Annotated in this window: 28 protein-coding genes and 2 pseudogenes; 15 read left to right on the top strand and 15 right to left on the bottom strand. The window is 36.0% G+C overall.

Translation table 11 applies throughout. The annotated features are described in order from the left end of the window. The 4 genes from Q5W13_RS25650 to Q5W13_RS24195 form a co-directional block, all read right to left on the bottom strand. The gene (locus Q5W13_RS25650) at positions 1-501 is read right to left on the bottom strand and encodes an RluA family pseudouridine synthase (RefSeq protein ID WP_368662377.1); all 501 of its coding nucleotides are present in this window, start codon (positions 499-501) and stop codon (positions 1-3) included. Between the two features lie 59 nt (positions 502-560). Beyond that, entirely contained in the window at positions 561-785 is a 225-nt protein-coding gene (locus Q5W13_RS25645; protein ID WP_368662376.1) for a hypothetical protein, read from the bottom strand. Between the two features lie 182 nt (positions 786-967). Further along, the gene (locus Q5W13_RS24200) at positions 968-1,582 is read right to left on the bottom strand and encodes a YoaK family protein (RefSeq protein WP_438364198.1); all 615 of its coding nucleotides are present in this window, start codon (positions 1,580-1,582) and stop codon (positions 968-970) included. Positions 1,583-1,973: 391 nt separating this feature from the next. Next, positions 1,974-3,506 carry a glycoside hydrolase family 32 protein gene (locus tag Q5W13_RS24195; RefSeq protein ID WP_304444854.1) on the bottom strand — a complete coding sequence of 511 codons (1,533 nt, stop codon included), beginning with the start codon at positions 3,504-3,506 and terminating at the stop codon, positions 1,974-1,976. A 210-nt stretch (positions 3,507-3,716) separates the two neighbouring features. Between Q5W13_RS24195 and Q5W13_RS24190 the strand changes: the two genes are divergently transcribed. The 13 genes from Q5W13_RS24190 (at position 3,717) to Q5W13_RS24130 (ending at position 11,204) form a co-directional block, all read left to right on the top strand. Further along, positions 3,717-4,652 (top strand): integrin alpha, encoded by a 936-nt coding sequence (locus Q5W13_RS24190; protein WP_304444853.1) that lies wholly within the window; start codon positions 3,717-3,719, stop codon positions 4,650-4,652. A gap of 61 nt (positions 4,653-4,713) precedes the next feature. After that, positions 4,714-5,013 carry an FG-GAP repeat protein gene (locus Q5W13_RS24185; protein WP_304444852.1) on the top strand — a complete coding sequence of 100 codons (300 nt, stop codon included), beginning with the start codon at positions 4,714-4,716 and terminating at the stop codon, positions 5,011-5,013. Positions 5,014-5,487: 474 nt separating this feature from the next. Further along, entirely contained in the window at positions 5,488-6,318 is an 831-nt protein-coding gene (locus tag Q5W13_RS24180) for an alpha/beta fold hydrolase (RefSeq protein WP_304444851.1), read from the top strand. Positions 6,319-6,339: 21 nt separating this feature from the next. Continuing rightward, positions 6,340-6,891 (top strand): SDR family NAD(P)-dependent oxidoreductase, encoded by a 552-nt coding sequence (locus tag Q5W13_RS24175; protein ID WP_304444850.1) that lies wholly within the window; start codon positions 6,340-6,342, stop codon positions 6,889-6,891. Between the two features lie 17 nt (positions 6,892-6,908). Then, on the top strand, positions 6,909-7,076 hold the full coding sequence (locus Q5W13_RS24170; protein WP_304444849.1) for an SDR family oxidoreductase: 168 nt from the start codon (positions 6,909-6,911) through the stop codon (positions 7,074-7,076). A gap of 37 nt (positions 7,077-7,113) precedes the next feature. Continuing rightward, positions 7,114-7,470: a hotdog family protein gene (locus Q5W13_RS24165; protein WP_304444848.1), complete on the top strand. Its 357-nt coding sequence runs from the start codon at positions 7,114-7,116 to the stop codon at positions 7,468-7,470. Beyond that, positions 7,448-7,801, top strand: a complete 354-nt coding sequence (locus Q5W13_RS24160; protein WP_304444847.1) for a hotdog family protein — start codon at positions 7,448-7,450, stop codon at positions 7,799-7,801. Before Q5W13_RS24165 ends, Q5W13_RS24160 begins: the two co-directional genes overlap by 23 nt. Before the next feature lie 102 nt (positions 7,802-7,903). Then, positions 7,904-8,344 carry a hypothetical protein gene (locus Q5W13_RS24155; RefSeq protein WP_304444846.1) on the top strand — a complete coding sequence of 147 codons (441 nt, stop codon included), beginning with the start codon at positions 7,904-7,906 and terminating at the stop codon, positions 8,342-8,344. 12 nt (positions 8,345-8,356) lie between these two features. After that, positions 8,357-8,617 (top strand): acyl carrier protein, encoded by a 261-nt coding sequence (locus Q5W13_RS24150; protein ID WP_155596945.1) that lies wholly within the window; start codon positions 8,357-8,359, stop codon positions 8,615-8,617. Between the two features lie 47 nt (positions 8,618-8,664). Continuing rightward, positions 8,665-10,002, top strand: a complete 1,338-nt coding sequence (locus tag Q5W13_RS24145) for a beta-ketoacyl-[acyl-carrier-protein] synthase family protein (protein WP_304444845.1) — start codon at positions 8,665-8,667, stop codon at positions 10,000-10,002. A 3-nt stretch (positions 10,003-10,005) separates the two neighbouring features. After that, entirely contained in the window at positions 10,006-10,509 is a 504-nt protein-coding gene (locus Q5W13_RS24140; RefSeq protein ID WP_304444844.1) for an SDR family oxidoreductase, read from the top strand. Then, complete coding sequence (locus Q5W13_RS24135; RefSeq protein ID WP_304444843.1) at positions 10,499-10,810, top strand: SDR family oxidoreductase; 312 nt, start codon at positions 10,499-10,501, stop codon at positions 10,808-10,810. The genes Q5W13_RS24140 and Q5W13_RS24135 overlap by 11 nt, the downstream gene beginning before the upstream one ends. Then, positions 10,803-11,204 (top strand): holo-ACP synthase, encoded by a 402-nt coding sequence (locus Q5W13_RS24130; RefSeq protein ID WP_304444842.1) that lies wholly within the window; start codon positions 10,803-10,805, stop codon positions 11,202-11,204. The genes Q5W13_RS24135 and Q5W13_RS24130 overlap by 8 nt, the downstream gene beginning before the upstream one ends. A gap of 49 nt (positions 11,205-11,253) precedes the next feature. Here the strand turns inward: Q5W13_RS24130 and Q5W13_RS24125 are convergent, their stop codons facing one another. Next, positions 11,254-11,460, bottom strand: coding sequence for a hypothetical protein (locus Q5W13_RS24125; protein ID WP_304444841.1), 207 nt, complete (start codon positions 11,458-11,460; stop codon positions 11,254-11,256). A 129-nt stretch (positions 11,461-11,589) separates the two neighbouring features. Here Q5W13_RS24125 and Q5W13_RS25640 point away from each other — a divergent pair, with 129 nt between their 5' ends. After that, complete coding sequence (locus Q5W13_RS25640; RefSeq protein ID WP_368662590.1) at positions 11,590-11,805, top strand: LytR/AlgR family response regulator transcription factor; 216 nt, start codon at positions 11,590-11,592, stop codon at positions 11,803-11,805. A gap of 391 nt (positions 11,806-12,196) precedes the next feature. Continuing rightward, positions 12,197-13,198 carry a hypothetical protein gene (locus Q5W13_RS24120; protein ID WP_304444840.1) on the top strand — a complete coding sequence of 334 codons (1,002 nt, stop codon included), beginning with the start codon at positions 12,197-12,199 and terminating at the stop codon, positions 13,196-13,198. Between the two features lie 86 nt (positions 13,199-13,284). Here Q5W13_RS24120 and Q5W13_RS24115 read toward each other — a convergent pair whose 3' ends face one another. The 10 genes and pseudogenes from Q5W13_RS24115 to Q5W13_RS24070 form a co-directional block, all read right to left on the bottom strand. Further along, positions 13,285-14,361 (bottom strand): M28 family metallopeptidase, encoded by a 1,077-nt coding sequence (locus Q5W13_RS24115; RefSeq protein ID WP_304444839.1) that lies wholly within the window; start codon positions 14,359-14,361, stop codon positions 13,285-13,287. Further along, complete coding sequence (locus tag Q5W13_RS24110) at positions 14,358-14,900, bottom strand: hypothetical protein (protein WP_304444838.1); 543 nt, start codon at positions 14,898-14,900, stop codon at positions 14,358-14,360. The genes Q5W13_RS24115 and Q5W13_RS24110 overlap by 4 nt, the downstream gene beginning before the upstream one ends. Positions 14,901-15,001: 101 nt before the next feature. Next, complete coding sequence (locus Q5W13_RS24105; RefSeq protein WP_304444837.1) at positions 15,002-15,229, bottom strand: hypothetical protein; 228 nt, start codon at positions 15,227-15,229, stop codon at positions 15,002-15,004. Positions 15,230-15,851: 622 nt separating this feature from the next. Then, on the bottom strand, positions 15,852-16,661 hold the full coding sequence (locus Q5W13_RS24100; protein ID WP_304444836.1) for a hypothetical protein: 810 nt from the start codon (positions 16,659-16,661) through the stop codon (positions 15,852-15,854). 135 nt (positions 16,662-16,796) lie between these two features. Then, complete coding sequence (locus Q5W13_RS24095) at positions 16,797-17,411, bottom strand: fumarylacetoacetate hydrolase family protein (protein ID WP_304444835.1); 615 nt, start codon at positions 17,409-17,411, stop codon at positions 16,797-16,799. Positions 17,412-17,453: 42 nt separating this feature from the next. Then, positions 17,454-19,598 carry a DUF349 domain-containing protein gene (locus Q5W13_RS24090; RefSeq protein WP_304444834.1) on the bottom strand — a complete coding sequence of 715 codons (2,145 nt, stop codon included), beginning with the start codon at positions 19,596-19,598 and terminating at the stop codon, positions 17,454-17,456. 190 nt (positions 19,599-19,788) lie between these two features. Further along, the gene (locus Q5W13_RS24085; RefSeq protein ID WP_304444833.1) at positions 19,789-20,529 is read right to left on the bottom strand and encodes a shikimate dehydrogenase family protein; all 741 of its coding nucleotides are present in this window, start codon (positions 20,527-20,529) and stop codon (positions 19,789-19,791) included. 32 nt (positions 20,530-20,561) lie between these two features. After that, positions 20,562-21,589: pseudogene (locus tag Q5W13_RS24080) on the bottom strand (DUF368 domain-containing protein). A gap of 9 nt (positions 21,590-21,598) precedes the next feature. Further along, positions 21,599-22,511 (bottom strand): annotated as a pseudogene (locus Q5W13_RS24075) (polyprenyl-phosphate transporter). Between the two features lie 115 nt (positions 22,512-22,626). Further along, positions 22,627-24,027, bottom strand: coding sequence for a tetratricopeptide repeat protein (locus Q5W13_RS24070; protein ID WP_304444832.1), 1,401 nt, complete (start codon positions 24,025-24,027; stop codon positions 22,627-22,629). Between the last annotated feature and the right edge of the window lie 96 nt (positions 24,028-24,123).

The raw sequence follows: 24,123 nt of genomic DNA, 5'->3' as shown, positions 1-24,123 counted from the left end.
TTAAAGCATACCGAATATTTTGGTAAACCGTTCCGGTAAATCATCTGTTATACTGATTTTCTCTTCTGTAAAAGGGTGGATGAATTCTAGGGAATAGGCATGAAGGTAAAGTCCTTTTCCCATTAAAATAAAACCTTCTTTACCATAGGTTTGATCCCCAAGAATAGGGTTGCTTATGGAAGCTAGATGTTTTCGTAGCTGATGGCGTCTTCCAGTTTTCGGGTCAAGTTTTACCAGATTGAGAGTTCCGTATTTTTCGGAAGCAACGGACTGGATAACCTCAAAATGACTTTCTGAAGGTTTCCCATCAATTGGAGTATCGATTTTTCCGTGCGGAGGCATTTCTCCAATAGTTACCGCATAGTATACTTTTTGAACTTTTTTATCCTCAAAAAGTTGATTGAGCTTACGAATAGCGCTCCCTGTTTTTCCTGTTAATAACACGCCCGTTGTGGCATAGTCCAGTCGGTGTACGGGTTGCGGTTTAGTAGTATTTGGCAACGTACTAGGTTGCAAGTTTTGAGGTAAAGCATGGGCAATTGTCTTAAAGCCGTTGCCACTTACCAGAATGCCCCAGGTTTGTGAATTAGGGCAAGATGTTTGTCTTCAAATAGGACATTCAAAGGGAAAATCAACTTTTTGCTAGAGTCGGTTTCATTTGGAATTGATAATGTAATATTTTCACCTCCTTGTATATAGGTGGCTGTCGTAGCAATTACACCGTCTACTTCTACATATTTTTTTTTGAGAACTTTCTTTAATGCAGACTTAGTAGGTACAGTCATGAAAATCCCCACACCATATTCCTGAAGTCGGATTGGAGATGAAAGTGATGGAACGATATGAGTTTCTGAAGACTTGACTCTAATATTAAATTACTTATGCAAGTTACCTTTTACAACTATAGCTTGACTCCATTAGTTTTAGAATTTAGAAAATCAATATACCATTTAAAATGGTTGTAAAATCACCTGCGAAATGCATGCTTATGTTTTCCACTTTTTTTTTGATGATACTTTCTTTTAACTTTTATGAGACGATACCTAACGTCATCATAAAATAGGCTAGTTAAAAGAATAACAGCAGCTATAATAAGAGTGTTCAGTTTTAAATCAGCTCTGGAATAGAGAAATCCGCCCATTAGTCCTCCTCCAAAAAAGAAGAGAATAATATAGATACGCAATTTGATAGTGGACTTTAGTTTTTCTCTGTTCGGGTGTAATTTGGGAAAGAATAACTGAGAAAGCTCTATGCCTAAATCAGTAAAAAGTCCTGTTAGGTGGGTGGTTCTAACCACTGCATTGGAAATTTTTGTTACATAGGAGTTCTGAAGTCCCATGGCAAAAAGTAGTAAACAAGCAATAACGTCAGGGTGCTGTAGCTCCATAACATTACTTAGTAAAGCTATAGAGACCAAAATCAGGCATTCAATTATTGTAGGAAGAACAAAAACATTCAGCTTTTTATTTGCTCTAAATTTTTCAATCAAAAAACTAGATGAGAATGAGCCAAGAAGAAAAGAGAAAAGGTAAAGGAAGTAAATGGTTCCTTTCCAGAATTCAATATTAGCTAAATCATAAATAAAGAGCGCAAAATGACCGGTGACATTGGTTGTCAGTTGTTTAATAGATAAAACCCCGTTACGTTTACAATTCCGGCTACAAAAGATAAAACTGTAGCAATCTGTAAATTATGTTTTAGTGTTCTGCTTTTGCCTTGATGTCTAAACATTCAATCTCCATTTATATCATATCTCCAATAGCATAGAACAAAGTTCACATTTTTTCTAAATTATTTACCTGATTGAATGTTTTTTATTGCGATTACTTGACGAATTGTAGTAAACTCATCAATTAACAGAAATTATAAGGTTTATATGAATTAGTGCTTAGAAAATAGTAGAAGTTCTAGAACTCAATTCATGTCTTTATTCCAAATGCTTTTAAGAGAGTAAATTTTAGAGTCTTTAATATTTAATAGACCTTCTTTGGTAAATAATGAAACCTTATAAATTTTTCTGTTGGGAAGAAAATATCCGTAAAATTAATTTGTCCATCATCAATGAAAATTTCAAGAGAAGAAGCATCAACAAAGAGCTGTATTTTCAACTTATCATTTTCAAAATTTAAAGGAGCGTAATGTTTCTCTTTGAAAAAATCTTCAGAAAACTTGTTGTTGCTGGAGTTTGTTCTATCCACGTACAACATCTTATCGCTTTTGTCAAAAGTAATGGTCAGGTTTTCTCCAAGTGTATTTTTAAGCTCAATTCCAAAAGAATCGGCTGTAGTTTCCTTTAGATTAACGTTTAGTATCATTTCAAATTGGGAAGGTGAAAAAGAATCTTGTAAAGCATATTTCTCTTCTATTTTTAATTGACCTAGAGAAACGGAATCTTGTCTTAACTTCTGTATTTCTTTTACCGGATTGCTCAATAAATTATAGTCGGAATTCGATTTAATCAATTTCAATTCCCTGGGAAGCGTCATTGCGCTTCTCCATTTTTCCGTGGGAACAACTTGAGCATATTGCCAATTAGACATCCAACCTATACCTAGAATTCTACCGTCATTCTCAGGTATGTTGTTCCAAGTTACAAATGCATAATTATCTGCGCCCCAATCTAACCACTTTTGGTTTTTAACATCGCTATTAAATTCTTGCCCGTTAAAGTCGCCAACAAAGTAAGAAGTAGCGGTCCCATCATTGGGAGCATCCTTTTGAATGCTAACAATAAGGACCCATTTTTCCTCATCTGAACCCTCTACTTTGATAGGAAATAAATCTGGACATTCCCATAATCTAGTATCTCCTTCAATACCAAAGTCAGAAATAAAACTCCAATCCTTCAGGTTTGGAGAAGAGTAAAATTTAACCTTATCATAGGCGGCTAATGCTAAAATCCATTTTTTGGATTTCTCATGCCAAACGACTTTTGGGTCTCTGAAATCTTTAATTTTCTCTGTATTCGGAATCACCGGATTCTGCTCGTATTTAGTCCATTCTGTACCTTCATCTAGGCTATATGCAATGCTTTGCGTCTGTAAATCGTTGGTTTGGGCTTTTTCCCCCGCCATGTTATGATGTGTAAATGTGGCTACTATAGGAGGGTTTTCTTTTGTACCGAAACCTGAGGTATTGTTTAAATCCACCACAGCCCCTCCAGAAAAAATAAGCCCCAAGGAATCCGGGTACAGAGCAATGGGTAAATGGTCCCAATTAATCATGTCTTTGGACTCCGCATGCCCCCAGTGCATAGGACCCCATACGGTACTATCAGGATAAAATTGATAAAACAGGTGGTATTTACCTTTATAATAATACATTCCGTTTGGATCGTTCATCCATTTGGCTTCTGGGGTAAAATGAAATTGTGGACGATGTTTTTCTTTATATAAATTTGAGATTACTGTATTAGACTTTTCCTTACCGTCCGGTACATCCTTACAGCTTATAAATAGGGATAAAGTTAGGAGGGTTATAACTGAAAAATTGAAGATGTTTTTCATAGATGAAACTGGAGTTTGAGTAAAATTTCTACGTAGGAAGATACTAATTTAGTGAATATAAAGTTCATGGACTGTAAGACGGAGCTTTGATAAAAGGAGAAGAATCAATTATATGTTTTTCAGTGTTTTATCTCATTTCATTTAAGGTTTTTATTTTGTAATTAAACTATTATGACAAATACTAGTCAAAGGAGTAAGCATAATATTTTTATGAAAAATCTAGCATTCCTTCTGATTATCTTAGTCTTTGCAAGTTGTGGTACAGACGATAACTCAAGTCAAATTATAGAGACGACGGAAACAACAGAAACTTTACATTACCAACCGGAAAGCTTTATAACTCTAAATGAGGGCTCAGGAGGATTAGTTGCCAATTTAGAAGGGGGAGACAGGTTTGGAAGAGATCATGATAAAATTGGCGATGTTAATGGTGACGGGGTAATAGACTTTGTAGTAGGTGCACGCTCTGATGATGATGGGGCAATAGATGCTGGGGCGGTGTATATTTTATTTATGAATAGGGATGGAACTGTACAGTCTAATCAAAAGATATCTATGTTGGCGGGTGGTTTCACGGACACTCTAAATGATGGGAATTTTTTCGGTTATGGTGTAGCAGGTATTGGAGACTATGATAATGATGGTATTCCAGATATAGCGGTATCAGCACCAGTAGCTCCTAACAATTCGTTATATATTATTCATTTAAATATAGATGGGACAGTTAAGGATTTTGTTAAAAACGAGAATATTATTGCCAATGGGTTATCTGCAATTGGAGATTTAAACGGTGATGATAGAATTGATTTGGTAGCCTGTGTTCCCGGTTCTAATGATGGAGGAACTAATCGCGGAGCCATAGATATTTTGTTTTTGGATAGTTCTTCTCATGTAATTTATTCAGATAAAGTAACCATTAGCTCTACCCAAGGTGGTTTTGGAACGGGCATAGAGAATGAAGATCAGTTTGGAGGAAGAGAAGTTGCTATGCTTGGCGATTTGGATAATGATGGAAACATGGAGTTGGCTGTAGGTGCCTTTATGTCCAATGGAGGAAAAGGTGCTATTTGGATACTTTCTTTGGACAACACTACGTACCATGTGGTAGCTAAAACTAAAATAACTGAAAAACTTAAACGGTTTTGAAGATGAGCTAACTACAGATGTCAATCCTAATGGTACGTTTGGGGCCAATTTTGGGCATGCCATGTGCGCGCCTGGAGATGTTAATGGAGATGGGATACCTGATTTAATTACAGGAGCAAACCAACAAAATGAAGGTTGGGGATACGTACTTTATCTAAATGGGGACAGGACCGTAAAAGCTTATGATAGAATAAATAATGAAGAAGGTGGTTTTGATTTAAATTTGGAACCAGAAGAACGTTTTTCCCGTTCCATTTCTTTTGGGGGAGACCTAAAAAGCGATGGTTCCATGGCTATAAATTTCGGGGGTGGAGCTGGAGGTACAGGAACGTTATACACATTGTTTCTTAGACCTCAATAACTATCGCTTAATCTTCTTTTATACTTCTCTGTTCTTAATTAGAATCTATTGTTTTGCTTGTTTACAGCTTATTTTTTTATTGAATAGGCTCGGTTGCCATTGAAGTTACTTCTTTTAAAACTATTTCTTTTGACAAACATATTACTCTGTAGAAATTAGTTGTCTCATATGTGCTTTACTAAAATATAATTCAATTTTCTTCAAATTATAACGTATTTTAAAATTGCATAGTTTTCTTCAAAAAGATTGAATTTTTGCGCTTTCAGTATATTTTAGAATTGGTATTAAGAAACTAATATTTCGATAATATTTAGTTGGTGTTGATGACATTTTAAAGAAAATTTTTCCTAAAATTACTATAGAATTGTTTGAGGTCAATGATATTAAAATTGATTAGGAACTCTCTATAGTTTTGCTAAATTTGTGAAGGTATGTGACTAAGCAGGTATCCCCAAATAGACTAAATCACAAGTAATGAAGTCAGCCCAAATCCCCAAACTTGTTGGGCGATTGATTAATCTTATTGTTCGTGTTTCGCCTAAACTTGGGGCACGTATGGCCTTGTATCTTTTTAGATATCCACAGGCAGGAAAAATCAAAAGTAAACATGCAGAGCTTCAAGATGCAGAAACCAAAACTCTGTATCTGAATAAATCAAAGATTCAAACCTACCGATGGAAAGGTGAGGGGAAAAGAGTACTCTTAATGCACGGTTGGCAATCTAATTCAGCCAGATGGACTCCCTTGTTACCTGGGCTTCAAGAAAAATCCTATGATGTAATAAGTATGGATGCTCCAGCCCATGGAGCTTCAGACGGTCGTTTCTTTGATGCTTATCAATATGCTTTAACTTTAGATGTAGTAGTAAAACACTTTAACCCGGAAGTAATCATAGCACATTCGGTTGGAGGATTAGCGGCACTCTATTATAAATCTCATTTTGAAAGTAATGGGATTAAAAAAATAATTTCTCTGGGTGCTCCTGACAGGCTAATAGATTTAACATCAGTTTTTATTAAACTGTTGGGGTTTAGCGAGCAGACCATAAAAGCCTACGATAGGGAATTCACTAAGTTTTTTGAGAACGATCAGGATTATTACAACGCCGCAGATTTTGTAAAGAAAATTGATATACCGGGGACCGTTATTCACGATAGGAATGATAAGTTGAACCTGTATAGGGATGGGGTGAATATTGCAGAGAATTGGAAGGACTCCACGTTTTATACTACCTCAAGATTGGGGCACTCCTTGCAATCAGAGGAAGTCTATAATATTATCATGAACGAGTTAGAAAAAACATAGGAAGCATAAAATAATAGCTTAATGGAGAAGAAGAAAGTATTGGTAACGGGCGCTAGTAGAGGAATAGGCAGGGCAATAGCTTTTGCTCTTTCTGGGCAGTACAGTCTTATCCTTCACGCCAGCAAACCAGAATCTTTGGAGAGCCTTTTAAAGGAATTAGATGGCGAGCATGAAGTGCTGTGTGCGGATTTCTCAGAAATTAATGCTGTAAAGGAATTTTGTAGTGCACTAAAAAAGATGGCGGGAAAATCGTTTTACGGTGTTGTGAATAATGCGGGTGTTGCTTTAGATAAACCTTTAATGTACCAGTCCTTAAACGATATAGATAAGATGCTTAACATTAATGTAAAAGCACCATTGCTTATATCTAAAACAGCTCTAAAGTTATTTATAGGTAATAAAGAAGGAGTTATTATAAACATGGGTTCTTGTGTTGGCGAAACCGGTAATGCCTTCCAAGTGGTTTATTCCATGACCAAAGCATCCATGGTAACTATGACCAAGTCAATTGCTAAAGAAGTTTCTTTGATAGATAAAAGCCTTAACATTAGAGCGGTAACCGTATCACCATAGGTTTTATAGATACGGATATGACCAAAAGTCTATCAGACGATGTAAAAGAAAAGTATCTAGAAATGATACCTTCTTCTTATTTTGGTGATCCAAATGAAGTTGCCAATGTTGTGAAATTTGCATTGTCCGCGGAAGCGAAATATATAAACGGAACTAATATAGCCGTAAACGGAGGCATTGTCTAGGCTCAAGTTAAACCCAACTTAAATCTAATTTTAAAATATGAAATTAACCGAATGGCCTACAGATGTTATTTTCTTAGATAAAGAAGATATCCATTTAATTTCTACCAAAGCGCACCCATGGCAAATAGCTCAAGGTCTTAAGAATAACACTCCGGATAAGGGAGACTGGTTTTCTTTACCGCAACCTTATATGCAATGTTTTCATGAGGTTGAGCTCAACTATATTAAAGGAGGAGGCAAGTATGGAAAAGGATATGCTAAGGCCAGTTATACTATCTCTGATAACGACCCATGGTTTTGGTGTCATTTCTTAGGAGACCCAGTTATGCTTAAGAGCTCAAGGGCAGGATGGCTTTGCTCAACTTGGGGGCATGTGGGCTGCAGGTTCTTGTGAAATTACAGGTCGCGGAAGAGCATTAAGTGGTGCTTTTGAGTATTATGGACAAGTGCTCCCCACGGCTAAAAAAATAATTTTTCACTTGGATGTAAAGAGATTTTTAAAAAAGAAAAAAGTAGTCTTCTTTGATGGATATATGTCCGTAGACGAACTTGATAACAGGGTTTATGAATTTGGCGAACATAAAGTAGGCTTTTTTACAAGAGAAGAATTGGGGATACCTAGCGGTTTAGCCTCTGAATATTATAAACCCGAATGGGACAAAGTGAAATCTAACACCGAATCGTGGATAAACGATGCTCGTAAATTTTATGGAGAAAACAAATAACTTAACTAGTTTGGTAGGGCTTTCCCCCACGATGTACTTCCGCATGGGCCTTCAAAAGTATATATAGATGAATTTTTATGGCACAAGCCGGGAGTAGGAGTAGTGGCTATTTATACTGCACGGGAGAAAGATACTCATGATCATTTTGGTGTTTTTAGAGGGGTAGATCAAATAGAGGCTTTTGGACAGGCAAGTGTAGTAGCTGGCAATGCTTTCATTTCTTGTGTAAAGAAGGGAATTAGCTTCTCTGAGCTTTATGAAAATTACAATTTTGTCTTTCTTACCATGGGCTCGGCCATATGTAAATCATTTATAAAGCTTGGAGATACAGCTATAATTCATGCTCATTTTGACGATTATAAGTTTCGTCAGATGATTTCTAGCGGTAAAGTATATAAGGCATCTAAAGGTTTTGATTTAGAAAAGTATTACCAAGATTATACGGAAGAGCAGTTTAAAAATAATATAGTTCCGGCGGAGTATATGGAAGTTTCGGAATTTAATGGGTTAACCGGTAGAGGAATAAAGAATAATTTAATTTAAATATATAGTAGAATGACAAGAGAAGAAATACTTAAAGGACTTATTGAAATTTTAGAGAATACACCACAGGTTGATTCTAGTAAGTTGAAAAATGTAACCGAGAAAACAGATTTCATTACTGATTTAGAGGTGCCTTCAACTGAATTGATAAATGTTATTGCTAAAGCGGAAAGTAAATTTGATGTTGAGTTTGATGATGATGATATAGATGATTTAGGGTCGTCGGTTTCAGGAACTATCGATTTGATAGAGGCTGCTTTTAAAAACCAATAGACATCTATCTGTAAGATTCACTAATCAAACTAAATCCCATTTTTAAAATGAATAAAGTCGCTATTGTAGGTATGGATGGTGTGTTCCCTCATTGTAAGGACATGCAAGAATTTGAAGAAAAACTTTTTAGCAACCAATCACTTATTAGAAATTGGGATTTAGTAGCTTCTTACGATAAAAAAATACGAACTAAAGTTGCCGGTTATGCTACGCCAGAGGAAACTGGATTCCAAAAATTCTCTAATGGCTTGCCAGATGAGTATCCTATGGACTTAGAGGATATAAGTGGGCAGATACCCAACGTTAATTTAGCGACTAGTGATTTGGGTAGTGCATGGGCTATGAAAGCTAGTCTTGGAGCTATAAAAGGTGCAGGTTGGACTAAAGAAGAAGTAGAGTCCGAGGAAACTGGAGTTGTAATTGGTACAGGTTCGGGAGGTCAAGAAGGAACCCGTAAAGTCTGGAACTTATTTTTTGAACACGGCAAAAAAACAAGAGCTTTAGGTTCTAGTAATGTGTCTAGGTCTATGATTTATAGAGATGCTGCCAACGTATCTTGTCTTATTAAAAATAAAGGAGTTTGTGAGGCTATTGGTTCTGCCTGTGCTACAGGGCTAGGTAGTATTGGTTATGCATATCGCTTAATAGCTTTTGGTCTTCAGGATAGGGTTATTGCCGGAGGTACGGAAGGTACAGCCTTAGAAACCTTAATTGGTTTTGATGCTATGCAGGTTTTAAGTACCAAGTTTAGTCCAGAAGAGAGCTCTAGGCCTTATGATAAGGACAGAAATGGTTTTGTGTGTTCATTTGGTTGCGGTATTGTAGCTTTAGAAAATTACGATCAGGCTAAGGCAAGGGGAGCAAATATTCTAGGAGTAATAGATGGATATTTTAATAATTCTGATGGTGATGGTGATATGTTCGCACCTTCTTTTGATGGTCAACAAAGACTATGGACAGGCTTAAAAAAACAAACGTATATTAATCCTGATGTGGTTAAAGCCCATGGAACATCAACAACAGCTACCGGAGATGTAGTGGAACTTTTTAGTATTGCGGCACAATTGGGTAAGGATGGTTACCACGTAAGTGCACCAAAATCTCAATTTGGTCATATGTTAGGCGCTGCAGGAGCAGTGGAGGTAATCGTTTCTTTGTTAATGTTGAAGAAACAAATGGTTTCTCCATGTCTAAACAGTGATAATTTAAAGACAGAGCTTGAGTCGTTTCAAACAAAAGATGATTGGCAAGGTCCAAAAGAACCACTGGCTGCCTATCGTAACTTACTTCCTCAATTGGCACTTGCCAAACCCATCAATCAAATTGTATGTTTAAACTATGGTTTTGGTGGTACTAATAGCGCTATGGCCATTTCAAAAGATTAAAGTATGATTGATAACACAGGAAAAAATGCCTTGCTATTCGGGGTTCGTAATGACAGTAGTATTGTTTGGGCTATCGCATTAAAACTAATTGAGAGTAACTGTAAAGTTGCCTTGAGCGTTGACCATGATAATGTAGCCGTGGTGCAAACTATGGTCAAAGATTTGGCAATTGAAGTATTTGCGTGCGATATTAGAAAGGATGACGAGGTAAAAGAGCTGTTTGATGCAATTGGTCAGAAATGGCAGCAAATAGATTATATGTTGCATGGTGTGGCTTATGGCAATCATAAAGTAATGTGTACATCTCCTCCAGGAGTAAAGGAAGCTCCGCCGGAATTTATAGATATTCCATTTGATGATTTTATGGATTCTTTTAATATCAGTGCATTTTCATTAATGAGAATCTGTAAGATGGGTAGGTCCTTATTAACGGAGCAAGCTTCTATTTTAACTTTGACTTACCACGCTAGTCAAAAAGTATTTATAGTATGCAGGTATGGCAATTAGTAAAGCTGCTTTAGAGAACATGGTGAAATACTTAGCTTTTTACTTTGGAAAATCGGCCATACGGGTGAATGCTCTTTCTGCAGGTCTTGTAATGACCACTTCTGCAGGTGGTATAAAAGGGGTTAGAAAGCTTCGGAAAATGACTCGGAATTCAGCGCCGTTAGGTAATATTACTTCTGAAGATGTGGCAAACGGTGCACTCTATTATTTTTCGGATTTATCAAAAGGTAATACGGGAAACCTCCATTATATAGATGGGGGATTGAACGTAATGGCAGTAGCTACGGATCAGAATGAATAAACCCGATGTAAAGAAAATATTTGGGGAGAGCCCAGATTATAAAATTGGGAACGACCTTATGTTTTTACCAGATTTCTATGCTATGCTCAATGATGCCTTTATCAATAGAGTTTACACCAAAGTTGAAAAGGAGTATGCGAATCAATTTAAAACTCCTTCGTTGCGGTTTGCTTCAACATTCTCCGTTAAGGAAGCTATTTATAAAGCGGTGAAGCAAGTTTATCCCAATGAGACCTTAGCCTTTAATAAAATAGAAATTACAAGGAATAGGGCAGCGGGAAAACCTAGTTGTAGAATTTTGTATCCGCACTTACAGCATTTAGATTTATCTATAACCATATCTCATGATGGAGATTATGTATGGACCATGGCATTATTGAAAACCCAGAAATAGTAGAAGGAAAAATCAATAAAACAGACAGGCTATTGGGACAATACATTTTTTAGCTAATTCTCAGGTTTATCACAGACCGTTGAGAGCATTGTCTTTTTAATTCCCCCGAAAATTCCGCAATGGTATGTCCTGTCTGGTTAATTGTAATAATAGAGAAGTGTTCCGGAACCTCTTGAAAAATTTCATCGGAATGGGCTACTACATTCGTAATAACCACAACATTGTGTAAATCTAATCCGGCGACATGGTGCATCACCTTTTTACTTTTTTAAAACTGTTTTTTCAGAGAATTCGGTTAGCAGACTTATCATTTTCGGAAGAATTGCCATCTTGCGAAACTTGTAATTTGCAAGTGGTTACCATAAAATAATTGCCTTCTTGGTCAATGCTGCTGCTAGAGGTTATCCTGTATATTGATGCGGACCGAAACTATTGTACCGTGGTAACCAAAACCAGAAACCTGGTCTTGAGCTGTACCCTAAAAACCATGCTAGAGCGATTGCCCAATGCCAGTTTTATTCGCGTGCATAGGTCATATGTGGTTAATATTTCCAAATTGGATGTCATTGCAATGTGCATTTGGAAATCAATAGAAAGGTGATTCCATTAGGTAAATCGCACAAAGAATTCTTGTTCAAGCGTATGCAGACCATTTAATCTATTTTATAGCAGCCTCTTGGTTTTTTATATAAATCTTCACGTTTATTATTCTCCAATTAACCGTTTAGAATTCTATTTCACGCGTATAATATAGTAGCATAGAATAGACGATGTTAAGCTTTTATTAATTTTCTGTAGGCTTGTTACTGGTTCTTAGATTCTTATGATTTCACATTAAAAGTAGCTCAATAAAAAACGGTTCATATATGTTAGTTTTAGTGTAGTCTTTAGTCGTTTCCAATTCGAAAAAAGCATGTAAATAGAAGGATCGCGGCAAAGAGCGATTCCACTTTAGCACCCATAAAACCAAAACAATTCAATTATAGTATTTTATGAAAAATTCAAAACTTAGATTAGGAGTTTCAATGCTTACGGTAGTTATGTTTTCCTTACTGATGATCAATTGCAGTGACGGTGATTCTAGCACCGAAACTGAAAAAGAAGCGTTTGCGGAGTATATAGTGGAAACCAAGGCTAATTTATTGGGGGAGTGGGTATTGATAAGCAGTAGCATCAACAATGAAATTATTGCCAGTTCGGAATTTGAAGTTTTAAAGGATTCCCGAGCCAATTTTAATGAGGATAATACCTATAACTTGGTATACAAAACAGGAACTAACAGTGCTACGGGTTCTAGTATTTCTACAAACACACAGGAAGGAACGTATACGATAGAAGGACTTAACAAGGTTACTTTTTTTGATTCTTCTTCGGAAATAGAACTTATAGACGATACGCTTAAAGTAACTTCAGAAATTACCGATGCCAGTGGTGCGGAACAAACAAGGGTGGATATTTTTGTGCGAAGCGATAACGAAGCATTAAATCAACCTGAAGAGTCCAATACTGATGAAGTAAAAGTAGAGGAGGAAACGGAAACGCCTGGAGATATAAATACCTTTGATGTAACTGCTGTGATTGCTAAATTGCTCGGAAAATGGGAATTGACAGGAGTAACCGACCCTTGTTTAATGAAGAACACGATCGACTTTCAGTCAGACAGCGCGTTTGAATTTGTACAGCACAAAACTACGTTTGGAAGAAGCGACCTATTAAAGTATAATATTGGGGTGAGTTACCCAATGCCGGCCGAATTTGTTGCTAGCGTTACTAAAGGGAACGAAACCGTGGTTTTTAATACCAATGCCGATTGTAGTTTTATAAAAACGAGCCTTAGAGAATATGAAGTAACGGATGAGAAAACAGTTGAATTGAAAAAATCTACGAGCACTAAATTGGTATTGGAGAATGATACTACCCTTACACTTATCTATACGTATTTAAATACGGATAATGAAGAAGCTACAATTGAGTTTACGTATGTAAAATCATAAATTTCATTAAAAAGAAACACGGTTTAAGATGTATATGAAAGTATACCTTAAACCGTGTTTTAATTTATAGTTTAATGCTTTAATACCTATTCACGGGCCGTTTTAAATTCGCTTCCATCATACCATTTTGGAAAATAATTTTCATTGGCTAATTTAAAACCTATCTCAAAAAACAATTGTAAATCAAACTGAACACCACTTAAGTCACTTGTTGCAGAATCGTATTCATCAGACGGTTGATGATATTTATTCTTAAGATAGTTTTCGTTTATTTCTTTTACCTCTTCAATACTAGTGTCAAAGCCTTCATAAGAACCACTTGCATAGAGCGCAGGAATCCCAATTTTTGCAAAATTAAAATGATCCGACCGAAAGAAATATCCTTTTTCAGCTTCGGGGTCTGGAATAATATAACGGTCTTGTTTTAGTGCAGCAGCTTCTGCATATTCATCCATTTCTGATTGTCCGTAACCGGTAATGGTCAGGTCTTTCATTTTTCCGGGACTATTTAGTGCATCAATATTAATATTGGCAACTGTTTTTTTAGGGTCAAAAATGGGGTTCTCAGCATAAAAGGCAGAACCCAGCAAACCTTGCTCTTCTCCGGTAAGGGCTATAAAGGCGATGGAACGTTTTGTTGGTGTGCTTTTCTTGAATGCTTCGGCTATGGCCAATAGAGCTGCAGTACCAGATGCATTATCTATAGCACCATTGTAAATAGAGTCTCCATCAATGGCTTTACCAATACCAAAGTGATCCCAATGTGCGGAATAGATAATAACTTCATCCTTCCTTTCTGTACCCGGTATTAGGGCAACTACATTTTTAGAAACATCTTTTTTAATCTTGTTCTGAATGGCAACGGAAACATTTAAATCTAACGAAGTAGCTTTAAATCCTTTAATTCTTGCAAGGGTTTTGTAATCCTCCCCCTTCATAATAGAGGCATCGAATATTTTTTGAGCGCTCTCATTACTTATCCAAGACTCCACATCAAGAAGGGGCAAGTTGCTTTCAATAATTAAGCTAGCTCCGCTCCATCCGGACTCTATTACGTTCCAACCATAAGAAGCAGGCTCAGTATCGTGAATTATTATCAATCCACTGGCTCCTTGTCTTGCAGCTTCTTCATATTTGTAGGTCCAACGGCCATAGTACGTCATTTCATTACCTTTAAACAAGGTGGAATCTCCAGATTGAAAACCAGGTCATTAATTAGGACCACTGCAGTTTTACCTTTCCAATCAACGCCTTCATAATCATTCCAATTATATTCTGGAGCAACGATGCCATAACCTGCAAAAACAAGTTCTGAGTTGTCCAGACTTACATCTGTTTTCACTTTACTAGTCACGGCAACAAAATCTTTTAAAACGTCCAAATTAAAACTTCCATCTTTTCCGGAAATGACCATCTTTTCTGAAGGTGTACCTGTAATTTCAACCATAGGGACATCTTGGAAAAAGCTATCCCCATTTCCGGGAAGGACGCCTATTTTTTCGAACTCATCTTTTAAATAGTTTACCGTTCTAACCTCACCTTCAGTAAACGGTTTTCTTCCAAGAAATTCATCTGATGCTAGACGCTCAATATGTTTGGCAATAGTGGTTTGGTCAACTTCAGCCAATTCTTCAGTAGTTTTATTGTTGCTTTTGCAACTTAAAAATAAAATAACTACCAAAAGCATTAAGTAATTCTTCATAATTGATATTTTAAATAAGTAGACACTTGTTGGCATGCGTTATTTCTTTTTGTTTAACCAGCTGTTATAGTTTTTTTTCTAAAAACTCAACTCCATCTTTCTTATAATCTTCTGTAAATAAAGTAAAATGGTCTCCATAAAAAATAGTCAAATTTAATATTTACATTTAATGATTTCATTTCTTTTTCTAAAAGTTCAACAGAACGGTTCAAGAATAAATTGTCGCTAGTACCGACTGATATTCTAATCTTGCCATCCAAATCTTCCTTAAGGTCAGACCAATTTTCTCTTAGTATAATAGAGAGGTCGTATCTAGAGCGGGAGGGCATTTTTGTTTATTTCACCAGAGATGAGTTAACTAGCCTAATTCTATTGCCAGCATCATCGTATCCTCCAAAAACGGCGTCAAAAGAATGAATCTGTGAACCTCTTTAAAGAACATGCTCAGTTCTATAAAAGTCTTCTCCCGTTAAGCTTGAATCATAGCTAACCTCAAATATTTGAGCATTTACATTGAAACCAAGTATTATGAATAGAATACTTGAAATATACATTTTTCTCATATGAATATTTTTATGAATACTGAGTGTTGAGGGAAGTTTGATGGCTGTAATTTGCGAAACAGAACAATACAGCAACATCTAAAGATAGTATTTTTATGTGTAATCTTCGTTTGGAAAGTCCGCAAGTAACAAGTACTCAGGTTTCTTTAGCACTTAGGTTATATTCGTGAGAGGAGCAGGAAAGTTTATCGTACAACAAATTGTATGCAGATAAATCGTTTTGAGAATCTGAAGGTTTCTTTTTGTATTCTAACTAGATTATTATGGAATCTTGAAAAACTATAATTGAATTTATCTGTCTTTTTCAGGATATAAAAAAGTCAAGTCTGTTCTTAAATAAATAAGTCGGTTTTGTAGAAGAACTTTAGATTTTTTTACAGGAGTATGTCTATTGATTACAATCCCAATCAGGTCTAAATTGGGCATCATTTAATTCAGCAAGATCTTTGTTGGCTCCAGTTGTGATTGATATATCTTTGGTATCATAAAGTAAGATATAGTCTATATTGGCTTTTTGAGAACGACCAGACATGGTAAAAGTATATTCTTCGCCTTCTATTAAATTATATAAAACAGCTGATTTGTTATGGGCTTCTCCACCATCCCCGGAATAAACAGCTCCCCATTGATCAACACCTCTACCAAAAAATTTCAAATCAGTTTGTAAATCTTCGGTTGTATATTTATCAGTAGCAGAAGTAAAGTTGCCCTCCATCTTTATATAAACATCATTAGATTTATCTTCTTCGGCGTCTTCTAAACGCTGGTATAAACGCATTAATAATTTATATTCTCCAGAAGATGGAGCCGTAAATACGTAATCTAAAGGAGATGTTGCAGGACCACTACCTTGATTGTTACCTGTGAATTCTAAATGTGTTTCATTTATGGGACCATGGCTTTCTTTGTCTAAATAATCGGAGTCACCTTTGGTAATTAGTTTCCATTGATCTAAAGGTGATTCTGTTGCTTCTGCGTCAAAAACCACATAGTTTATCCCCAATGTTTTTAGGCAACTTAAAACATTTTCAGTATCATTTGTTTCTGGTTCCGTCTCTCCGTCAGTAAGGCTGTCGGTTGAATTTTCATCTACTAGATTTGTCTCGTTATCTTCCAAAGAGTCACTCTCTGATGAGCAAGAGATTAAATTCAAGGAAATACAGACAATTAACGCACTTAAATAATGTTTTGTTACCATGATTTAGATAACGCTATCACTAAGTATAAAATTGCAGAAACCTACTTTTCAGTACGATTAAGTCAATTTCACTTGTTTTTTGACCACAGTTTTTTGCCAGATACTACAAATCCATATTTTTGAGAATACCTTTTATTAAATCATCTTAAAATCCAGCAATAATTCTCCTTCTATTGATGCTTGTAGATGGTCACCTTTAAAGGTTTGTCCGGTCCCAGATGCCGGTGTGCCAGTGAATATTAAATCCCCAGGATTTAATGTCATAAAAGTGGATACAAAACTTATAATTTCTGCAAAATTGTAAATAATGAAATCGGTGTTACCTACTTGCTTTTGCTCTCCGTTTATAACCAAATCAAAATTAATATTGTCTAACTCTGGGAAGTCTGAAACAGGTTTAAAACTAGAAATAGGTGAAGCACCATCAAACCCTTTTGCCAACGCCCATGGTTGTTTTTTCTCTCTACTTGCAGTAAGAACGTCTTTTGCCGTGTAGTCTATACCTATTCCTATTTCAGAGATGTATGAGTTTGCGTCCTCTAAAGCAATATCTTTCCCTTTCTTGCCAATTTTCACAACCAATTCTACTTCATAAGCAAGTTGGTTCGTAATTGAAGGGAATACAACATCTTTATTATCTGTAACTAAAGATGAATCTGGTTTGGTAAATATTAATTGAGTGTCATTTTTTAATCCGCTTATTTCAGATTTATCGTTGACATAATTTTTCCCGATACCTATTACTTTCATTTATTTTAATTTGTTGGTAAGTGATTGATTCTCAAAAACTAGTTATTCTTGCTCTTCAGCTTCAGCTTCTGCACTGGCAGCTTCTTCCTCGGCATCGTGTGCTCTAATAATATCATTCTTCAAAATGTTAAGTTTTTTCAACTTAGCTTTCCAAGTTTCAAGAGTTTCCTTGTGACTTTCAACTCTTTTAATAACATCACGTACTAGTGGATTATCCTCAGAAGCATTTGAGAAAAATTCAAGATTGGTTTCCAACTGTCGAATTTCTCCTTTGCTTTCCTCTATTTTCTTACGAATAAAACTACGTTCGTTTTGTATAGCGCGCTCATTATCGGCTTTTGCCAATTCCTGAATTTTATTACCATATTTAAGTAGTTCAGATTCTTGACGGTCAATATCTAACTTTTTGAAAATTCCGTCTAGAATTTTATTGAACTTCTGGTCTATATTTTTCTTCTTAAATGGAACTCTACCATAAGTTTTCCATTCAGCAATAAAAGCTTTTATAGATGTTAAATCATCTTCTCTTTTACCTGATAGTTCAAAGGCCGCTAATTTATCCAAACAAGCACTTTTCTTTTCGAAATTTTCTTGTTCATCCTTAAGACCTTCATTTTTAACAGCATGCATACGGTCAAAATAGTGGTTGCAAGCAGTTTTAAACTCCTTCCATATCTTGTCCGAATATTTTCTAGGTACGTGTCCTATTTGCTTCCAATCATTTTGGATGCGTTTCATTTCTGGAGTAGCACGGTCCCATTCTTCACTTTCCTTTAATGCAACTGCACGGTCTAGTAAAGCTCGTTTTTTATCAAGATTATCTTGTTGTTCTTTTTTAAGGTTCTTGTAATACGCATTTTTACTCTTGTTAAAATTACGTACAGCACCTTTAAAAGCGTCCCAAGTTTTTTCATTTTGGTTTCTGGGTACTTTACCAGCTCCAAAGAAAGCATTTCTGAGTTCCTCTAACTTCTTAATTTGTTGTTGCAACGCTTTGTGACTGGTAGCAACGTTTTGGGACATAACTTCAATAGCTGCTATAATCTCATTTTTTACAACAAGGTTCTTTTCATACTCAGCATCAAGTTCTTTATAGTGGTCTTGTCTTCTTTGATGTAAAACCTTTGTAGCATTGCTAAAACGTTCCCAGATTTCCTCACGGTGTTCTTGGCCAACGGGGCCAATATCTTCTTTCCAGATTTTATGTAAAGTCTGTAAATCTCTAAATGCTATAGTTAAGTCGGGTTCTTTTGTTAAGATTTCCGCCTGTACAACCAACTTTTCTTTTTCCTCTAAGTTATGCTTGAAATCTAAATCGCGTAATTCCCGGTTTAGGTGTAGAAAATCATAGAAAATCTCAATATGGTGCTGGTAGGTACGCCATACATTATTGTAATCTGTTCTTGGTATAGGTCCAGCATTACGCCAGTTTTCTTGCAATTCTTTGAACGCTTTATAGGTGGTGTTCATGTCTTCATCAACATTTACCAAACCTTTTAGCTCCTCAATAATCTCAAGGCGTCTGCTTAGATTTTCTTTTAGATTTTTTTCAAGAGACTTATAGTATATATTTCGTTTTTCACGATAATCATCATATACTTCGTTGAATTGCCTTTTAGTTACAGAATTGTATCTAAAGTCAATTTCATTACCACCACCATTTATAAAATCTTCTTTTTTCTCTTCTAGAAATTCTTGAAATTTCAGGTCGAATTCAGATTTAATACCATCCACTTGTTTCTTGATGGCCTGCACTTTCTCGTTACGAACTAATTTTTGTAATTCTCCAACCAAATTTTCCATAGACATGGAGTGGTAGTCTAAAACAGGAATGGTATGACGCTCGTTGTTACCAGTGTCTTCAGCATCCTCAGCGTTACTCTCATCTATTTCTTCAAGAACAGCATCGTCTTCATTCGCCGCTGTCTCTTCTTTTTTAGACTCGGTAGCTACAGGTTCTTTTTCTTCTTCCGATTTAGACGGAATACTTTCTTTAGGTTCCGCAACCTCTGTTGTTTCGGCCTCATTTTGAGTGCCTTTTTCCTCTAGTGTTCCAGATGGTTCTTTTTCAGGAATTTCCACCGTTTCCGAAGCTTCCGTACTTGGCGTAGCCTCAGTATTTTCAGTGATTTTTTCTGTATTGTCTTCCCCTACGTTATGTTGTAGTTCCCGTTCCTTATCTTCCATCGTATATAAGATATTGATTTTGCAAATTGCTAGGGTAAGATACTAACAACCGCTCTAATGACAAAGGGTATAGGGGTATTTTAGCTTTTGATTAAAACGGAAGTATTAGTGAAGCCCCTGTAAATGGCAGACGAGGGTAAACCCGCTTTGACTTAGGGAGTTAGTGTTTTAAAATGAAGCTTAATGTAAATTAGCTTTCTTGCCAAATTTGCCATGAACGGTCTGCCTGAAGTTCTAACATCCGTAGACCATTAGAAATTTGGGCACCTTTGGCCTCACCGGCAGTCAAAAAAGCTGATTTTTCAGGATTGTAAATAAGGTCGAAAAGGAAATGTTGGTCACTAAGAAATTCATAGGGTAGGGAAGGACGTTCCTCAATTTTGGGATGTGTGCCCAAAGGCGTGCAATTTACTAATATGGTATGTTCTTTTAGAATGTCTTTAGTAACCTGATCATAAGTTATTTTGTTATCTCCGGCGCTTCTTGAAACAAAAACATATGAAATACCCAGTTCGCCCAACACATAGGCCACGGCTTTTGACGCACCGCCAGTTCCTAGGATTAACGCTTTTTTATGGTGAGATTTTAGAAAAGGAGCCATGGCATTTTTAAAACCATACGCATCTGTATTAAAGCCTTTGAGTCCGTTTTCTGTGAATTGAATAGTATTAACAGCACCAATCTTTTCTGCCTCCTTATCTAATTCTGATAAAAAAGGCATTACTTCTTGCTTATAAGGTATGGTAACGTTCATACCTTTAATATCCGTATTGTTTTTAAGAACATCGGTAATTTCTTCAATAGCTTGAAAGTCAAAATTCTCGTACGAATAGGTGTCTAGACCTAAATCGGAGAATTTTTTGGTAAAATACCCTCGTGAAAAGGAGTACGAGATATCTTTTCCTACTAGTCCAAACCTTGTTCTTTTCATGTTTTATTTTTTTTTGATAAAGCTGAAACCCCTTACATTGAGAGCTCATTTTCTTTTCGAACCTTTCCGTACCAATCTAGCAATAGCAGAATGGCAATACCAACGACCACAAAAATATGGCCCACCAAGTTTCGGAACTTGCCAAATCTGGAAAGAACCGTTCGTAATTAAGAATAATTTCTTTTCCGTTGCTATCTAGAATCAGTTCCCCTGATGCATCCGTTTTAAAAATAGTACGTTTCCACGGCCAAACCACACCTAGGGAACCTGTTATAAAACCAATGATAACCGCTGTGGTAATATTTTTAAAATGTTTTAGAACATAGGACAATAGATGAGAAAGGCTAACCAGCCCAGTGGCCGAACCTGCCGTAAATACAGCTAAAATGGTCAAAGTTCTTAGACGTTCAGGATTATCGGTAAAGCTGTAATCGCCAATTAATATCTCTGCAAAAGTGTCATAGAGCGCATTTACGGAATCTACTAATAACAATACATAATTGCCTAAAAGTATAAGAATGAAAGACCCGGAAAGCCCTGGTAATGTCATGCCAGAAACACTAATTATACCACAGACAAAAATGAAAAAAAGGTTATCATTCTCTTTTGCTGGATTAAGAAAACTTATGGATATACCTACAACAAGTCCGATTAAACCAGCTGTTATAGTTCTTTTGCTCCAGTGTTCAAAGTCTTTTGAGATATAGTAAATAGAGCCTAAAATCATACCGAAAAAGGCGGCCCAGACAAAAAGCTCTTTCTGTGCTAAGAAATAATCTAACAATCTAGAAATGCTGAAATAGCTGATCAACATTCCAAAAATTAGTAAGGAAAGAAATGTACCGTTAATATATCTATAGAAACTCCTGAGTCTTCCGTTTAAAAGGAGCTTAAACGCCTTACCATTTACTTTTTGAAGTGAATAAATGAACTCTTCATAAAATCCAGCAACAAACGCAACAATACCACCTGATACACCAGGTACTTTGTTAGCGGCACCCATGCACAGACCCTTTATGACCAAAAAGAATTTGTCAAGAAATGTTCTGGTGTTGTACATGAATGGGGACTATTTTTTTGAAGCTGTTCTTTCAAGAACGAAAATAACCAAGAAACCGACCAATGCAGCAATAATGGCTATCATAATTTTATTATCTCCATCAAAATTAAAAGGACTCACGTTTTCATCTATCGTAATGATTTTTTTGCCTATTGTCTTAGTATCCAGAATTCTTTTATAGCCATATTTTGTTTAAAGAACCAACAATGAAACCGGTCAGTAGGGCAAGGGTTAGGTTCTTTTGGTGGTTAAACATCCACTTCAATAATTTAGCGAAACTTAATAATCCAAAAATAGCACCAACACCTACAACTCCTATAATTTTAAAGTCAAGATTGTGCACCGCATCAATTATGGTTTTATAAGAACCCAGTAGAACTAGGATAAAGGCACCAGAAATGCCCGGTAGAATCATAGCACAAATAGCAAGTGCACCAGATAAGAATAAATAGGGTAGGCTATCTGCACTTTCCGAAGGTGGTAAAGTTGTAATAAAGTATGCAATGGCAGCTCCTAGAACTAGTGCTATTAAGGTTTTAGCATCCCATTTCTGCACTTCTTTACCTACTAACAGAATACTTGCTATAACTAGACCAAAAAAGAAAGACCATATAAGAATAGGCTTGTTTTCTAACAACCAGCTTACTAGTTTGGCCAAAGAAAGAACACTAATTCCAATACCTACAAAAAGAGCTAAAAGAAAGTTACCGTTTAGTTTGCTCCAAGCGGCTTTTAGTCCGTTTTCTTTGAGTTCTTTAAAAAGAGAAATATCTACGTTGTTAATAGAAGAAATAAGTTCTTCATAAATTCCTGAAATAAAAGCGATTGTGCCGCCAGATACTCCTGGAACAACATCGGCAGCGCCCATGGCCATACCTTTTAAAGTGATGAAAGTATAGTCTAAAAAATTTCTGTTTTCCATGTGGTTTGTTCGTTGAAAAGCAAAAATAGCTTTTAAAATTTGAACGTAGGAAAAAATGGAACAAGCCCTTATACTTTTTATAGATTAAAAATATAAGGGCTTGGTAATTAGTTCTTTATTTTGAAGCTTTTTCAGCCTTTTCTACAGCTTCCAATACCCAGTCAGATTTGGTGTATTGAGGAAATTCTTCAAAGAAAAGTGAAAGTTTTTGAAGATCTAGCTTTAATGCATCCATAAAACTAATGCGGCCGTTTATCATATCTTTGTTGGCTAAATGAAACCCTGCAGTCTTATATTTAAGTTCTGCACTCTCAGGATAGAATTGTTGACCCTGTGCTAAAATTTGTAAAGCACTTGCTGTATCTTCATTGTTCAACACAACATCTGCCCAATTAAGCCAAGTCTTTAATTCATAGTTGCCAAGATCCACAGCCTGTTTAAAAGCAAAATCTGCTTGATCATACTTTTTAAGAGCGGCATTTATATAGGCACACTTTTTCCAATACGATGGGTTTTCTCCATCTATGTTCAGAGCTTTGTTCACGTAGTGAAGTGCTTTGTCGTAATCTTTTCTTCGGAAATAGAAATCAGTAATGGCTAACCATCCCTTGTCTAATAAAGGATCTTCATGAACGGTATGGTAGTAATAATACTTGGCCATATCGTCATTATGCAATTGCTCATGACACTTTCCTATTCTTAAATAAGCGTGAGAAGTGGGATCTTCCATTTTAATGGTAGTCTCATAATTTTCAATCGCTTCATTGTATTTTCCCAATTTTTCCAGCACTTTACCTTTCTCAAAGTAAGCTCCAATAAAAGTATCATCTGATATAATGGCAAAATCGAATGCAGCTAGGGCCTCAGTATGCATTTTCTTATAGGTATACTGCTTACCAAGCTGATGCCATGCTACTTCACAGTATGGATTTCGCTCTAGATAATCGTTCAAGTATACAATAGCGCCATCATGATCTTCTAAGAACTCAAAACAATAAATGACATTATAGAGTGATGAATAGTCTTGCTCATCAAAGGAAACACAGCGCATAAAACTCTCTTTAGCCGATTTAAAATCGTCCATAAAGAGATACTCCATTCCTAATAAAGAATGAATATCAAAGCTGTTTTCCGCTAAATTAAGTGCCTTGTTCAATAAGGCTACGGCTGCTTCGTGATTGTCTTTTTTTGAATATATGTTTGCCCGCTGTATAAAGATTTCTTCATTGGTAGGGTCTAGTATTTGAAGCTCGTCTAGATACTGCTCAGCAATATCCAGTTGATTTTCAAAAACTAAAACCTCAATATTCAACAGTTTCAGCTCAATAGCATCTGGGTGTTGTTGAAGACCAATTTTAATTGCTTTCTTCGCTAGCGCTATTTTGCCATTGTTTAAATAATGATGTATGATGTCCTCAAAATCCTCCGAGTCAAAGAAATAGACGTCGTCGGTTTTAAGCATCGATTCAAACTTGGCAATTGGCCTGTTCGGCCTTTCGTTGGATTCTAACGCCATAGGAACGTTTTGGTTAAACTCTGTTATTAAAAGTAGCCTTTTGAAGTGCTCTTTCGAACCTGATTCACCTATATTATTAACAAATTAGTTAACAAG

The organism is Zobellia laminariae, from assembly GCF_030553095.1.
Taxonomy (GTDB): Bacteria; Bacteroidota; Bacteroidia; order Flavobacteriales; family Flavobacteriaceae; genus Zobellia; species Zobellia laminariae.
This window is presented reverse-complemented; position numbering and strand designations above follow the sequence as displayed.

Coding starts and splice junctions, on each gene's coding strand:
- Q5W13_RS25645 (WP_368662376.1), bottom strand. CDS start 785: ATGACTGTACCTACTAAGTCTGCATTAAAGAAAGTTCTCAAAAAAAAA.
- Q5W13_RS24195 (WP_304444854.1), bottom strand. CDS start 3,506: ATGAAAAACATCTTCAATTTTTCAGTTATAACCCTCCTAACTTTATCC.
- Q5W13_RS24190 (WP_304444853.1), top strand. CDS start 3,717: ATGAAAAATCTAGCATTCCTTCTGATTATCTTAGTCTTTGCAAGTTGT.
- Q5W13_RS24185 (WP_304444852.1), top strand. CDS start 4,714: ATGTGCGCGCCTGGAGATGTTAATGGAGATGGGATACCTGATTTAATT.
- Q5W13_RS24180 (WP_304444851.1), top strand. CDS start 5,488: ATGAAGTCAGCCCAAATCCCCAAACTTGTTGGGCGATTGATTAATCTT.
- Q5W13_RS24175 (WP_304444850.1), top strand. CDS start 6,340: ATGGAGAAGAAGAAAGTATTGGTAACGGGCGCTAGTAGAGGAATAGGC.
- Q5W13_RS24170 (WP_304444849.1), top strand. CDS start 6,909: ATGACCAAAAGTCTATCAGACGATGTAAAAGAAAAGTATCTAGAAATG.
- Q5W13_RS24165 (WP_304444848.1), top strand. CDS start 7,114: ATGAAATTAACCGAATGGCCTACAGATGTTATTTTCTTAGATAAAGAA.
- Q5W13_RS24160 (WP_304444847.1), top strand. CDS start 7,448: ATGTGGGCTGCAGGTTCTTGTGAAATTACAGGTCGCGGAAGAGCATTA.
- Q5W13_RS24150 (WP_155596945.1), top strand. CDS start 8,357: ATGACAAGAGAAGAAATACTTAAAGGACTTATTGAAATTTTAGAGAAT.
- Q5W13_RS24145 (WP_304444845.1), top strand. CDS start 8,665: ATGAATAAAGTCGCTATTGTAGGTATGGATGGTGTGTTCCCTCATTGT.
- Q5W13_RS24140 (WP_304444844.1), top strand. CDS start 10,006: ATGATTGATAACACAGGAAAAAATGCCTTGCTATTCGGGGTTCGTAAT.
- Q5W13_RS24135 (WP_304444843.1), top strand. CDS start 10,499: ATGGCAATTAGTAAAGCTGCTTTAGAGAACATGGTGAAATACTTAGCT.
- Q5W13_RS24130 (WP_304444842.1), top strand. CDS start 10,803: ATGAATAAACCCGATGTAAAGAAAATATTTGGGGAGAGCCCAGATTAT.
- Q5W13_RS25640 (WP_368662590.1), top strand. CDS start 11,590: ATGCTGCTGCTAGAGGTTATCCTGTATATTGATGCGGACCGAAACTAT.
- Q5W13_RS24120 (WP_304444840.1), top strand. CDS start 12,197: ATGAAAAATTCAAAACTTAGATTAGGAGTTTCAATGCTTACGGTAGTT.
- Q5W13_RS24115 (WP_304444839.1), bottom strand. CDS start 14,361: ATGACGTACTATGGCCGTTGGACCTACAAATATGAAGAAGCTGCAAGA.
- Q5W13_RS24110 (WP_304444838.1), bottom strand. CDS start 14,900: ATGAAGAATTACTTAATGCTTTTGGTAGTTATTTTATTTTTAAGTTGC.
- Q5W13_RS24105 (WP_304444837.1), bottom strand. CDS start 15,229: ATGCCCTCCCGCTCTAGATACGACCTCTCTATTATACTAAGAGAAAAT.
- Q5W13_RS24100 (WP_304444836.1), bottom strand. CDS start 16,661: ATGGTAACAAAACATTATTTAAGTGCGTTAATTGTCTGTATTTCCTTG.
- Q5W13_RS24095 (WP_304444835.1), bottom strand. CDS start 17,411: ATGAAAGTAATAGGTATCGGGAAAAATTATGTCAACGATAAATCTGAA.
- Q5W13_RS24090 (WP_304444834.1), bottom strand. CDS start 19,598: ATGGAAGATAAGGAACGGGAACTACAACATAACGTAGGGGAAGACAAT.
- Q5W13_RS24085 (WP_304444833.1), bottom strand. CDS start 20,529: ATGAAAAGAACAAGGTTTGGACTAGTAGGAAAAGATATCTCGTACTCC.
- Q5W13_RS24070 (WP_304444832.1), bottom strand. CDS start 24,027: ATGGCGTTAGAATCCAACGAAAGGCCGAACAGGCCAATTGCCAAGTTT.